This window comes from Nocardia aegles, assembly GCF_052545135.1.
In genome coordinates this window covers 372,177-384,820 of the sequence record NZ_JBQWRI010000002.1, presented here as the reverse complement: position 1 = coordinate 384,820, position 12,644 = coordinate 372,177, and the positions used below count along the sequence as shown (strand labels likewise).

Genomic DNA, 12,644 nt, shown 5'->3' with positions numbered 1-12,644 from the left:
GTATTTCATGATCAAATTCGACGATTTCTCCGCGCCGCCGCGTATCGGCATGAGTGGGAGCGGATCTCGCGGCAGCACTCCACCTGGCGCAGCGTGATCAGAGTTATCGAATCCGTCGGGCGGGCCAGTGGTGATTTTTGGCAGCATCGTGATCACGGAGCCGACGATCGCGAGGTGACTGAGCTCCTCGGTCGCTCGTGCGGGGTGGCGAACCGCGTCGCTGTCGAAATTGACGGCGCCCGAGCGCCGGGTCCGCCGAACGAACCCCGGGTGGCCGAGCCGGCTACTGACGCACAGTGCGGTCGAGAAGCGCCAGCAGTTCGCGATAGTGCCGTTCGGCGGCATCCGGGTCGTGGGCGGAAGTATCGGCCTGGGTGTAGCCGTGTCGGGCGCCTGCGTAGACCTCGGTGCGGTGGCGGACGCCGGCGGCATCGAGTGCCTTGTCGAACTGGGCGATGTGTTCGGCAGTCATGTGCTCGTCCTCGCCCGCGTGGGCGAAATAGAGCTCTGCCGTGATGTTTCCGAGGATCAGGTGCGGACTGTCCGGAGTGTCGGTGACGAGTGGCCCGCCATGGAATCCGGCAACCGCCGCGATCCGATCGGGGAACATACCGGCGGTCAGCACCGCCAGCCGCGCACCCATGCAGTAGCCGGTGACGCCGACCTTCCCTTCGGCGACCTGCGGCGAGGATGCCAGCCACGCGAGGTAAGCGCCGGCGTCACTACGCAGGCGCTCCGGTGTCAGCTCACGGATCATCGGGAAGACCTGCTGGAAGATCTCCGGCCGTTGCGCCGGGTCGATGAGGTCCGGCAGCTCGACCACCGGCGCACGCCCGTGCCGGTAAAAGGCGTTCGGGACCAGGACGGTATAGCCGTGGGACGCGATACGATCGGCCAGCGACCGCAGGCTGGGCCGCAGTCCGAAACCGTCCTGAATCACCAGCACTCCCGGATGGGCGGCGCCATCGTCAGGGTGGGCAACATACGCGTCGGCAACACCATCGGGCGTCCGAACGTCGACCGATCTGCCGTGCACTGCGCTCATCGTGGAATTCTCCTGTCCCGCTTCCGCTTCGAACCTACCGCATTCGGAATCGGCCATTCGCCGCAAGATCATTCGGCGGGAGTCGATCGTGGTGAGTCAGGCGTGTGGCGGTTCGCCGGTGACGATGTGGTCGGCGAGGTTGAGTCCTTCGCGGACCAGCCGGGTGAGGTGACCGTCGCGGACGCGGTAGATGATGCGGCGGCCTTCCCGTCGGGTATCGACCAGGCCGGTGAAGCGGAGTTTGGCGAGGTGTTGGCTGACCGCGGTGCGGGAGGCGCCGACTGCCTCGGTCAGAGCGGAGACGTCGGCTTCGCCGGCGGCGAGGAGCCACAGGATGTACAGCCGGGTGGGGTCGGACAGCATGCGGAAGGCGCCGGTCGCGGCGTCCAGGCGCGCTTGGTCGGGGGCGATCGGGTGAACGAGGCTGGGCGCGGGCGAGCCGGCGGCCGGATCTGGGGAGCCTGTCATCGTTCACCGCCTTCCTGCCGGCACCGCCTCGATCTCAGTCGGCGCGGTGGCAGGCCAGACCCGGGCGGCTGTGGTTGCTGCAAGTGTAGCGAGCGCGGCCAGCGCCAGTGCGGCGGTGAACTGACCCGCATCGGCACCGACCCACCCGGCGACCGGGTAGGTGAGCAGGAAACAGCCATGGGAAAGCGAGAACTGGGCGGTGAAGATCGCTGTGCGGTTCTCGGGTGTCGATTCCGCGCGCAGCAGACGCGCCGACGGCGTGTTGATCATCGAGGTACCCGCCCCGAGTGTTATCCACGCCAGGGCCAACATCAGCCAGCCCGGTCCTGGAGGGGGGCGCAGTGCGGTGATCGCGGCAGCGCCGAGCAGGCCGATCGGCAGTACAGCGCAGCCGGTGAGCATGAGACTGCGGTCGGTGCGGCGGCCGAGCAGCCACGGTAGCGCGAGCGCGACGAACATCGAACCGCCGCCGTAACAGCCGAGGGCGAGTGCGACACCGGCCGCGGAGCCCTGGAGCAAGTCCTGAACGTAGATCACGGTGTTCACCACGACCAGCGCGGTCGCCGCGGCGACCGCGAGGTTCATGGCCAGCAGTCCGCGCAGCACAGGCCGCGCGGCCATGATCTGGGCGCCGTGGGTGATCCGCTCGATCAGCGGCACGGATCGGTCGCCGGGCACCAGGCGCGGCAACGCGGTTGTCATCACCAGCGCGGCGGAGGCGACGAATCCGGCGGCGGTACCCACGAACAGCAGGTTGTAGTCGATCAGCGTCAGCAACGCGGCGGCCAGCACCGGGCTCAGCAATGACTCCAGGTCGTAGGCCAGCCGCGACAGCGACAGCCCGTGGGTGTAGTCGTCCTCGTCGACCAGCACCGACGGGATCACTGCTTGGAAGGCGGGAGTGAATGTCGCCGAGGCGGCTTGCAGCACGAAGATCAGCAGGTAGATCTGCCACACCTCGGTGACGAACGGCAGCGTCACGGCGATCGCCGCGCGGATCGCGTCCGCGGACACCAGCAGCACCCGGCGTGGCACGCGGTCGGCGACCGCGGAGATCACCGGCGCGACGAAGACATAGGCGACCATCTTGATCGCCAGCGCGGTACCCAGCACCGCCCCGGCATTGCTACCGGCCACATCGTAGGCCAGCAGCCCCAGCGCCACCGTCAGCAAACCGGTTCCGACCAGCGCCACCACCTGCGCGGCGAACAAACGCCGGAACCGACGATGCCGCAATACCTCGATCACCTCTGGCCTCCCCGGCTCCACTGATCAAGGGCAACCTTACGCCAATAGGTGCGCAGTTGCGAACCTATTGGCAAATAGCTGTTACGGGCGGGCTGTGGCGAATGGGTAGGATCAGCGGCGTCGGATCCGGCCCGAGGCCCGGCTGCGCATGAAATACACTGGTAGACTGTCTATTTCGATTCTGAAGTGCTGAAAGGTGTCGATCTCGGCTTTGCAAACCCGCCACGATGACCGGGTCCGATACCTGGTTCCGATGGTCTCCGAGTTGAGCCCCGCACACCGTCGGGCACTCGCCGCCGCGCTGCCCGCCCTCACTCGGCTCGCCCAACTGGAACGAGAGCGCTGACACAGGATCTACCCGGCGACCTACCGCGCGCTCATCGGCTACTCTCACGGCCGACGCAACGCGCAATTGTCACGCGGATGTGTCATCCATCCGCATATCAGTTCATCTCGTGGTGGTGTCGACGCGGCATGCTGTTCCCGAGACAGGCAATTCCGCGTGCGCTGACTTCCGATAGCCTGCACAGGGCGTGGAGACAGTCCGGGCCCGAAGACCAACAGCGACAACAGGGACGTGTAAGCACCCCGTGGAAATCGAAAGTTCTACCGGTCGGCCGGCGCCGAGATCCCCTGCCACCGCAAGCGCGCTCGTCGAGTTCGACCACATCGAGCCGGGCACAGTGAAAACCGAACGGCCACTTTCTTCTCCATCGACCGGGGAAATCCGGGGGCATGGACGGGTGCGTGGCAGCGAGTACGCGGTATTGCTGCGGCGAGTGCGCGAGGCCGGCCTACTGGGGCGGCAGTTGCGGTACTACGTCTGGAAAAGTGCGGTCACCGCGGCGGCGTTCGCTGTCGGGTGGGCGGCGTTCTTCGTCGTCGGCGACTCATGGTGGCAATTGGGCGTTGCCGCGTTCTTGGCGGTGGTGTTCGCGCAGATCGCCTTCCTCGGTCATGATGCCGGGCACCGACAGATTTTCGCCGGTCGACGGGCCAACTACCTGTTCGGTCTGATCGCGGGCAATCTCGGCATCGGGCTCAGCATCGGCTGGTGGGTCAGCAATCACAACCGCCACCACGCTCATCCCAACACCGAGGGTTCGGACCCGGATGTGATGGGTGTGCTGGCCCATTCCGGCGATCGAGCACGGGCCGGCAGAGGCATCCGGCGGTTGATCTTCCGCTACCAGGGCTGGCTGTTCTTCCCGCTGCTGTTCCTCGAGGCCGGCAGCCTTCACTACGCGAGTGTCCGGGCGGTATCGCGTTGGGCGATTCCCAACCGTATCGGGGAGGCCGCCCTGCTGGCCGCCCACGCCGCCTGGTACCTCGCCGCGGTCTTCGCTGTCCTGCCGCCGGGCCACGCTGTTGCCTTCATCGCTGTGCAGCAGGGCCTGTTCGGGTTCTACATGGGCTGCACCTTCGCCCCCAACCACAAGGGCATGGAGGTACTGGCCGAAGGCGAGTCGATGGACTTCCTGCGCCGCCAGGTCCTCACCTCCCGCAATGTCCGCGGCAGCCGGCTGATCGACGCCGCGCTCGGCGGGCTGAACTACCAGATCGAGCACCATCTGTTCCCGTCCATGCCGCGAGCGAACCTGCGCCGCGCCAAACCGATGGTCGAACAATTCTGCGTCGAACTGAACCTGCCCTACACCCAAACCAGCCTTCTCGGCTCCTACCGCCAGGCGCTGAGCCACCTGCACACCGTCGGTCGCCTCGCCCGCCCCAACCGACCGTCGTAGCCGATCGGCACACCTGAGTTCACACCCGGCCGTGGGAGCGAGGGAGGAGTATCCCGGCTGGTGACTTCGGGAAATGCTGGGTGGAGAGAAAGATGGTGGTGGCGCCGTCGGAAGACCGGAACACCCTGCCACATTAAACATATCGCGGACTGGGGGGCTTGCCGCAAGGCCCCGGTGGTGGTTCAGAATTACGGGCCGAAAGCCAGAGCCTGCGGAAATGGGGAGTTGCGAAGTGCGTGTGTTGTTGACGACGTGGGGATCGCGCGGGGACGTCGAACCGCTGGCGGGACTCGCGGTAGCGCTGCGGGAACTCGGCGCGGAGGCGCTGGTGTGCGCGCCGCCGGACGAGGAGTTCGCCGAGTTACTGGAGCGTGTCGGAGTGCCGCTGGTGCCGCTCGGCCCCACGGTGCACTCGATTGTCGCCAACCCGAAGCCACCGACGGCGCAAGACGCGTTCGCGCTCGCTCCCGCGCTGGTCGCCGCGCGGTTCGACACGCTCACCGCGGCGGCCGAGGGGTGTGACGCGCTGCTGGCGACCGGCCTGATGCCGGCCGGCGCACGGGACGTGGCCGAGAAGCTGGGCCTGCACTACGTGCTCGCGTGCTTCCACATTTTCGGGCTGCCGTCGCGGCACTTCCCTCCGGGGAGGCGGCCTGGCACACCGTCTCCCGCGGAGGAGACCGACAACCGGGTGCTGTGGGAGCAGGACGCTCAGCGGGTGAATGCCTTGTACGGCGAGGCGGTCAACAGCCATCGGGCCGCGATCGGCCTGCCGCCGGTGGACAACGTCCGCGACTACGTCTTCACCGGCCGGCCGTGGCTGGCGGCGGACGCGACGCTGTGTCCGTCACAGGGCATGACGGACCTCGACGTCGTGCAGACCGGGGCATGGATTCTGCCCGACGACCGCCCGCTCCCGGACGGCCTCGAAGCGTTCCTGGACGCCGGCGCGCCACCGGTGTACGTGGGATTCGGCAGCATGGCCGCGTACGTCACGAAGGACATCGCCCGGGTGGCCATCGAAGCGGTCCGCAGCCAGGGCCGGCGGGTCCTGCTCGCTCGCGGCTGGGCCGAGCTGGCTCCGATCGACGACGGAGACGACTGCTTCGTCCTCGGCGACGTCAACCAGCAGGCACTGTTCGGCAGGGTGGCCGCCGTCGTGCACCACGGCGGTGCGGGCACCACCACGACGGCAGCCCGAGCCGGCGCGCCGCAGGTGATCGTGCCTCAGATCGCGGACCAACCGTACTGGGCCGCCCGAGTGGCCGAGTTGGGTATCGGCGCGGCACACGAGGGCTCGATACCGACTGTCGACTCCTTGTCCGCCGCGCTCACCACCGCCCTGACTCCGGAGATCGGGAAGCGAGCCAGGACCGTGGCCGGCGCAATCCGAGCCGACGGGGCGATGGTGGCCGCGAAATTGCTCCTCGACGAAGCCAGCCGGAAAAGCCACTCGTAATCCTAGTTCCAGCGTCCTGACCAGCAGCATCAACGATCTCGAAGTAGGGCTGGAGTACTAGAATCACGATGTGCAGCGCGCTGCAGTGACCGATCCGTCGCGTGTTCTGGTTCTCGGATCCGGGTTCGCGGGTCTGTGGGCGGCGCTCGCGGCGGTCGGGCGGCTCGACGAGCTCGGTGTGGCGGTCGGAACCGTGGATGTCACGATGATCAGTTCTACGCCGTACCACGATATCCGCGTGCGCGGATATGAGGCCGATCTGAGCACATCCCGCATCCCGCTGAGCGCTGTTCTCGATCCTGTCGGAGTCGAGCACATCATCGGCGAAGTGACGGCGATCGATGCCGCGGCGCGGGTCGTGGAATCCACCGCGGGCGCTCACGGCTACGACCGGCTGGTGCTCGCGGTGGGCAGCCAGGTGGTCAAGCCCGATATCCCTGGCCTGCGGGAGTTCGGTTTCGACATCGACACCCATGACGCCGCGACCAGTCTGCACGCCCACCTGCGCCGGCTTGCCGAGGGCCCCGCTGATCCGGCGGCCGCGACCGTGGTCGTCGTCGGGTCGGGTTTGACGGGGATCGAAGAGGCGACCGGGTTGCCCACGATGCTCGCCGACGCCTTCGCCACGCGCGGCGTCGTGCCGCGGGTCATCCTGATCGACCGCAACCCGTTCGTCGGCTCGGACATGGGCGCGTCGGCGCGGCCGGTCATCGAGGCGGCGCTGGCCTACACCGGGGTCGAGACCAAGTTGGGCGTCGGGGTCGTCGCCATCGACGAGCGCGGCGTGACGCTTTCCTCAGGTGAAGTGATTGCCGCCGCCACCGTCGTCTGGTGTGCGGGTATGCGGGCCAACCCGCTGACCGCAGACTTCGGCGTCGACCGTGACCGCCTGGGGCGACTCCCCGTCGACGATTATTTGCGGGTCTGCGGTGTGCCCGGGGTATTCGCCGCCGGTGATGTCGCCGCCGCGAAAATGGACGACGAGCATATGTCGGTGATGTCCTGCCAGCACAGTCGGCCGATGGGCCGGTGGGCCGGCTACAACGTCGTCGGTGATCTTCTGGGCAAGCCCATGAAGCCGTTGCGAATCCCTTGGTATGTAACCGTTCTCGATCTGGGATCGGCAGGTGCGGTGTATACCGAAGGCTGGGACCGCCACGTGGTCGCGTGCGGCGAGGAGGCCAAAGACACCAAGCGTGCCATCAACACCCGGCGTATCTATCCGCCGTTGAGCCTTGACCGCGACGCATTGCTGGCCGCCGCAGCGCCAGAACTGCAGGCCGCGCCCGAGCACGGACCCTGGTCCGGCCTGACGACAACGTAATTCAGATATCGGCGCAGGCGATAAGGGCACCCAGGCGCCGCAGAGGCTGTTCGTCGGCGAGGAGTTCCTGGAAGGGCGCTCCAGCCTCACGTCGATGTGCGGGAGATCGCCGGCGGTCGAGTGTCAAGACGTCGCGGTCGGGTCGTCCGAAGCCGGCTGATGGTGGCAGGATCTCGATCATGCCGATCTCTACCAGTTCGTTCGACCACGTCCGCTTGACAGTGACCGACATCGACAGATCCCGGGCGTTCTATGACGCGGTCTTCGGATGGCCGGTCGCTGCGGAGTGTCCCGCGGACGCGGACGAGGCCACCCGTGCGCGATTCGGGTTCCTCTTCGGCGGTGTGATCTACCAGATGGGCGATGCACTGCTCGGACTTCGCCCTGTCGCCGACGACGAGTTCGACGAAGATCGAGTAGGACTCGACCACCTCGCCTTCGCCCTCGCCACTCGGTCGGATCTCGATTCGGCGGCTGCCTTGCTCGACGAACTCGGCATCGCGCACGCGGGGGTGAAAGAACTCGGTTCCATGTACATTCTGGAGTTCCGCGATCCGGACGACATCGCGCTGGAGCTGGTCGTACGCAAGTAGTAATCGCCCCTTCATCGCGCAGGCGCGGCACCATGACGTAGCGAGAGAACCGAGCCCGAGCTCGGAACATCTCTAATTAGCCAGTTATATGCCGGTGTCGGGGCGGAGTGGCAATTGGGCGGTTAAATCCCACTGACTGATCGATTCACACGGCAGAATGCGGTCATGCAAAAATTTGCCCGATTGTTGCACGCGTCTGTGGTCGCGGCGCTGGTCGTGGTAGTCGGTCATGGCGTCGTGGCTGCCCCTGCCGCACACGCCCGTATTCAGTTGCCCTGGCCGACTCCTGAGCCGGCCGCGGTCCAGGCGTCGGGAGCGGCGCTGGCAGACGGAATCACCGGCACGATTCTGTGGTCGCGGGAGCAGAACAGCCCGGTCCCGATAGCCAGCATCACCAAGGTGATGACGGCACTGGTCGTGATCAACACGGGCGACCTCGACCGACGCATTACTGTGCCGCAGGAAGTCATCGCCTACAACGCCGAATACGACGGAAGCACCGCAGGCCTCGTCCCCGGTGAGGTGCTCACCGCGCGACAGCTCCTCTACGCGATGATGCTGCCATCAGGGTGCGATGCCGCCTACACCCTTGCCGAGGCATACGGGCCCGGCCAAGACGGCTTCATCGCCAAAATGAACGAAACCGCGCGTCAAATGGGCCTGACGGGAACACATTTCACCGACCCCAGCGGGCTGCCTGCCCCCACCGATCACTCCACCTACTCCACACCGGCGGACCTGGTGGCCCTCGGCCTGCGCGCGATGAGCCTGCCGGTATTCCGCGAAATCGTCAGCTCGCAGAGCTATCACCTGCCCGCAGGCCCGGCCAACCATGCTCACCTCTGGCAGACCACGAACCTGCTGCTGCACGACTATCCCGGCACCATCGGCATCAAAACCGGATCCACCGACGCTGCGGGAACCTGCCTGCTGTTCGAGACGGTCAGAGCAGGAATACCGCTGATCGGTGTGGTCCTGCACAGCTCACCCGACAGCGCCGTCGCCGCCAAGGACGACGCCGAGCGGATGTTGAACTGGGCCTACGACCCGATCCTGAGCGTGCTGCCGATCGGTTAGCGAGCGATGTATCTCGCTGCCTGTGGATTTCGGTCGTACCAGGACGGTCCGCGGCCACGCGACTGCCGTGTGCAGCCACGATTTCGGCCGCTGGCGATGAATTTCGGGTGGATCCGTCGTCGATACCTCTGGGTATACCGGCAAAGAGGAGTACATGCATGACGAGACCGTTTCGATTCGGGGTTGTCGCCCCGCTCAGATCCGACCTGCCGACGTGGCGAGATCGCGTGCGCCGCATCGCCGACAGCGGCTACTCGACGCTGCTGGTGCCCGACGTCCCGCGCTGGCAACCGGCGCCCGGCCCCATGCTGGCCACCGCTGCGGCCCTTACCGACCTTCGGGTGGGCACCTGGGTGTATGCCTCCCCGCTACGCCCGGCCTGGATGATGGCGTGGGAAGCGCACTCGCTGTCGCTACTGACCGACGGTCGCTTCGAGTTGGGAATCGGTACGGGCAGGCCCGGAATCGAGGATGAACTGCGCGAACTGGGACTGCCCGTGGTCTCGCCGAGCGAGCGGCTGTCCGAAGTGCGTGAGACCATCAGAGCGCTTCGAGATCTCGATGGCCCCGACTGTCGCACACCTGTGGTGATGGCCGTGCGCGGGCCCAAGGCCCGCATGCTGGCAGCCGAGGTCGCAGACACGGTCACCTTCGCGCTGATGCCGCACGAGTCTCGGGCCGAAGTCACACAGCTGGCACACGACGTCCGTGCGCTCGGGGATCTCGAGCTCGCCCTGCACGTACCGATCATCGGCGACACGGTCGCGCCGTTCATGGCGCCTCCCGACACCGACCCTGCTGCGCTCCCCGCGGACTCGCTGGCGATACTTCCGGATGACCCGGCGGCTGCCGCCGAGGAAATTCAGCGGCGGCGGGAGACGATCGGTTTCTCCTATTTCGTGGTGGGCGCCGACTCCGCCGACACGTTCGCACCGGTCGTCGCAGACCTCACCGGACAGTAGTCGGGCGGCGAGGGACGACGTGCGATCGGCCTGATGAAACTGCTCGAATACGCACACCCTGGAGGGCCCGCCGCAGATCGGCTGATCGGCTTCACAGCAGGTCGGCGAGGAGGTCTTCCAGGACGGCCTCCTCATGGACGACCATCCCCACGCGGGTCATGCTGGGGGAGAGCTCGGGTTCCCACGGGGTCGGTAGCGGTGCACCCGTGAGTGGAAGCCGAGTGGCGTCCGAGGTGGTCGCGCGCAGGTAGTCGTGGGTGGTCATGCGCCAGAGATCGGCGCCGCCGGCATATAGACGGGCGGCGATGGCGATTCCCGGCCAGTCGAAATCCCCGTGGTAGCGGAGACGGACTCGTTCGGCGACGGCGAGGCCTGCCGAGGACGGATTGCCGCTGAAACAGAGCAAGGGTTGCTGGACTCCGGCTTCGGCGGCGCGCTGTAGGACCTGTGGATTCTCGCAGGCGGCGATCGTCGCGCCGGGTTCGGTCAAAGATGCTGTGAAAGTGGTCAATTCGGCGAGAGTCAGGTGCGTGACCAGTCCGAGGTCGGCGCGCATACGCATCATTTCCGACCAGCGGTCGACACCTGGAGGTCGCAGCCCCCAGGTGAGGACGGTGCCGGACACCGTGTCGACGGTGATTCCCGCCGACTGCCACAAGGCGATGCGGTCCCGCGGACTGCTCGGCTCTGGTCGGTCTAGAGCGAAAGCCAATGCTCGAATGGCCAAGCGACCGGCGAGGCGGTCGTTGTCGAGGGCGTATTCCTCACCGCCCAGGTCGAAGCGAGACAGCACACCGGAGAGATAAGCGTAGAAATCGGTGACGCTCGCGGTGAACAAACGCTGGTTGTTGAAGATGGTCGTGACAATGCCGGCCAGGCGTTGCGCGCGTTCGCCCTCGACGCCGGCATCCAGCAGCGCGGGGATCTCCTCGAGCGCTTCGACGATTTGACCGAGCAGTTCGCGAGCGACCTCGCGCGCACCGTCGGACGCCGCGATGATCTCGATCGCGCCGCGATGCACCCGCCCGCCGAGAGTCGACACCTGATACCGCGATCGCGCGCGCAGGTACTCGGCGACCGTACTCACCCGAGCATCACGCAGCGACGGCACCAGATTGCCCCACCGCACCAGCTGCTTGCAGCGGTTCTCCACCACATCCGCCGACAACGGGGTCCCCTCGGCAACGAGGTGCTCGGCCACCGTGGCCGCCGACATGTCCGCGAGCAAGGACGCCGTGAACAACGACATGATGGTGATGTACTCGCCGCGTTCCTCCGCTGCCAGATATCGGAACAGGTCCAGATTGGCTGATTCGCCGGCTGGCCGACTCATGCCCCCTCCGATCACGTCGCCGGTCCGATGCTCATACCGCCCGCTGAACACCATAAGGCCGAACACGGACAAGTTTCGGCTCGACCGAGGCGAAGCGGCAGGACGGACTGTCGGGTCGTCCGACCGCGGCCGGGCGGCCGGGCGGGCGTCACTTCAGGTGCCGGCGAAGAACCGGTTGCCCTCTTCCCCGCGAACGCCGGGACGCCGGTGTGCCCGCCCATAGTGGCGTGCAGTGTCTTCGCCGTGGAGCCTAGGGCGTCGAACAGGTCAAGGGCCATTGTCACCCTCTTCGGGCGGCGCGAATCCTTCCGCCTCGCCCGACGCGCGATGCCTTCGGCCCATTGGGGCGCTACGTAGTGGCGGGCGGCTTGTCGTTCGAATCGAACGTCGCATCACCGGTGACGGACCGGATGGTCAGCCCGGTGATGGTGTCCGGCGCAGCCGTAGCGAGCGCTGCCGCACGCAACGCGATTCTGCTCGATGTCTGCGAAACGTCCCGATTACGCGTTCGATGGACGTCGCGGCGCTGCCGAGCCGACGACACCAGTGCGTCAGCAGCCGGGCGGCTCGACGATGGATTATCGTCATGATCCCGGAAGAGATCCCAGCTGCCCGCGGGCGTCAGTCTTTCTTGGCGTTCAGTGCTGACCTGAAATGCGGTACAGGGAGGAATGTGGACATTACCGAGCTGATTCTTGATGACCACCAGGAGCAACGACGGCTGTTCGCGATCCTGGAGCAGGTTGATCGCGCGGAGACCGGCGCGCTTTCCGCGATCTGGGACCGGCTCGCGGCCTTCCTGGAGCTGCATGCGCAGGCGGAGGAGGAGATCTTCTACCCCGCGCTGTTGCAGGCGGGTATCGCGGCCCGGCGCGCAGGCGGGGTAGAGGACGAGACACTCGACGCTATCCACGACCACAACGAGATCAGGGACGCGATCGCGGAGGTGGCGCATCATCAGGTCGGCACCGACGCCTGGTATGCGGCTGTCGCGGCAGCGAACTCCGCCAACAGCGATCACATGGCCGAGGAAGAACGGGAGGGTCTCACCGATTTCCGCCGCCTGGCCGGGCTGCCGCGTCGCCATCAGCTGGCCGTCGCGTTCGCCGCTTACGAGGCGCGTAACTTCGCCGGCGTCCAGCCCGTCGACAAAGATCCCGTCAGCTACGTCCACGCGGCAGAGAAGAAGCGGACCGCTATGAGTGGATCGCTGAGTGTCGGCACCCTGAAACGAAACTGACCCGGCAGACCGGCCGCGGAAGTCCATAACGGCCCGCTACATTCCCCATATGCCGCAGCGGGCAGCGGTGAGATCCGCATCTTGTGGGACACAGGTTACATCTGCAACGTTCTATGTCTTCTTCAATCCGTCCAGCGCCCTGCGGGCGTG

General features: G+C 66.5%; 11 protein-coding genes. 7 read left to right on the top strand and 4 right to left on the bottom strand.

What is annotated here, in order from left to right; all coding sequences use genetic code 11:
• Positions 1-283: 283 nt before the first annotated feature.
• The 3 genes from ACT89H_RS07050 to ACT89H_RS07040 form a co-directional block, all read right to left on the bottom strand.
• Positions 284-1,045, bottom strand: a complete 762-nt coding sequence (locus ACT89H_RS07050) for a dienelactone hydrolase family protein (RefSeq protein WP_445107699.1) — start codon at positions 1,043-1,045, stop codon at positions 284-286.
• Positions 1,046-1,141: 96 nt separating this feature from the next.
• A complete protein-coding gene (locus ACT89H_RS07045; RefSeq protein WP_445107698.1) occupies positions 1,142-1,513 on the bottom strand; it encodes an ArsR/SmtB family transcription factor in 372 nt (123 codons plus the stop codon).
• Between the two features lie 3 nt (positions 1,514-1,516).
• The gene (locus ACT89H_RS07040) at positions 1,517-2,761 is read right to left on the bottom strand and encodes an MFS transporter (protein ID WP_445107697.1); all 1,245 of its coding nucleotides are present in this window, start codon (positions 2,759-2,761) and stop codon (positions 1,517-1,519) included.
• A 743-nt stretch (positions 2,762-3,504) separates the two neighbouring features.
• Between ACT89H_RS07040 and ACT89H_RS07035 the strand changes: the two genes are divergently transcribed.
• The 6 genes from ACT89H_RS07035 to ACT89H_RS07010 all read left to right on the top strand — a co-directional run bounded on the left by ACT89H_RS07035 (position 3,505) and on the right by ACT89H_RS07010 (position 9,921).
• Entirely contained in the window at positions 3,505-4,506 is a 1,002-nt protein-coding gene (locus ACT89H_RS07035) for a fatty acid desaturase family protein (RefSeq protein WP_445107696.1), read from the top strand.
• Positions 4,507-4,738: 232 nt separating this feature from the next.
• Complete coding sequence (locus tag ACT89H_RS07030) at positions 4,739-5,965, top strand: glycosyltransferase (protein WP_445107695.1); 1,227 nt, start codon at positions 4,739-4,741, stop codon at positions 5,963-5,965.
• 85 nt (positions 5,966-6,050) lie between these two features.
• Complete coding sequence (locus ACT89H_RS07025) at positions 6,051-7,289, top strand: NAD(P)/FAD-dependent oxidoreductase (protein WP_445108239.1); 1,239 nt, start codon at positions 6,051-6,053, stop codon at positions 7,287-7,289.
• Positions 7,290-7,468: 179 nt separating this feature from the next.
• Entirely contained in the window at positions 7,469-7,882 is a 414-nt protein-coding gene (locus tag ACT89H_RS07020; protein ID WP_445107694.1) for a VOC family protein, read from the top strand.
• Between the two features lie 165 nt (positions 7,883-8,047).
• Complete coding sequence (locus tag ACT89H_RS07015; RefSeq protein ID WP_445107693.1) at positions 8,048-8,959, top strand: D-alanyl-D-alanine carboxypeptidase family protein; 912 nt, start codon at positions 8,048-8,050, stop codon at positions 8,957-8,959.
• A gap of 158 nt (positions 8,960-9,117) precedes the next feature.
• Positions 9,118-9,921, top strand: a complete 804-nt coding sequence (locus ACT89H_RS07010) for an LLM class flavin-dependent oxidoreductase (RefSeq protein WP_445107692.1) — start codon at positions 9,118-9,120, stop codon at positions 9,919-9,921.
• A gap of 91 nt (positions 9,922-10,012) precedes the next feature.
• Here the strand turns inward: ACT89H_RS07010 and ACT89H_RS07005 are convergent, their stop codons facing one another.
• Complete coding sequence (locus tag ACT89H_RS07005; protein WP_445107691.1) at positions 10,013-11,254, bottom strand: DUF2397 family protein; 1,242 nt, start codon at positions 11,252-11,254, stop codon at positions 10,013-10,015.
• A gap of 673 nt (positions 11,255-11,927) precedes the next feature.
• Here ACT89H_RS07005 and ACT89H_RS07000 point away from each other — a divergent pair.
• The gene (locus ACT89H_RS07000) at positions 11,928-12,494 is read left to right on the top strand and encodes a hemerythrin domain-containing protein (protein WP_445107690.1); all 567 of its coding nucleotides are present in this window, start codon (positions 11,928-11,930) and stop codon (positions 12,492-12,494) included.
• The last annotated feature ends 150 nt before the right edge of the window (positions 12,495-12,644 follow it).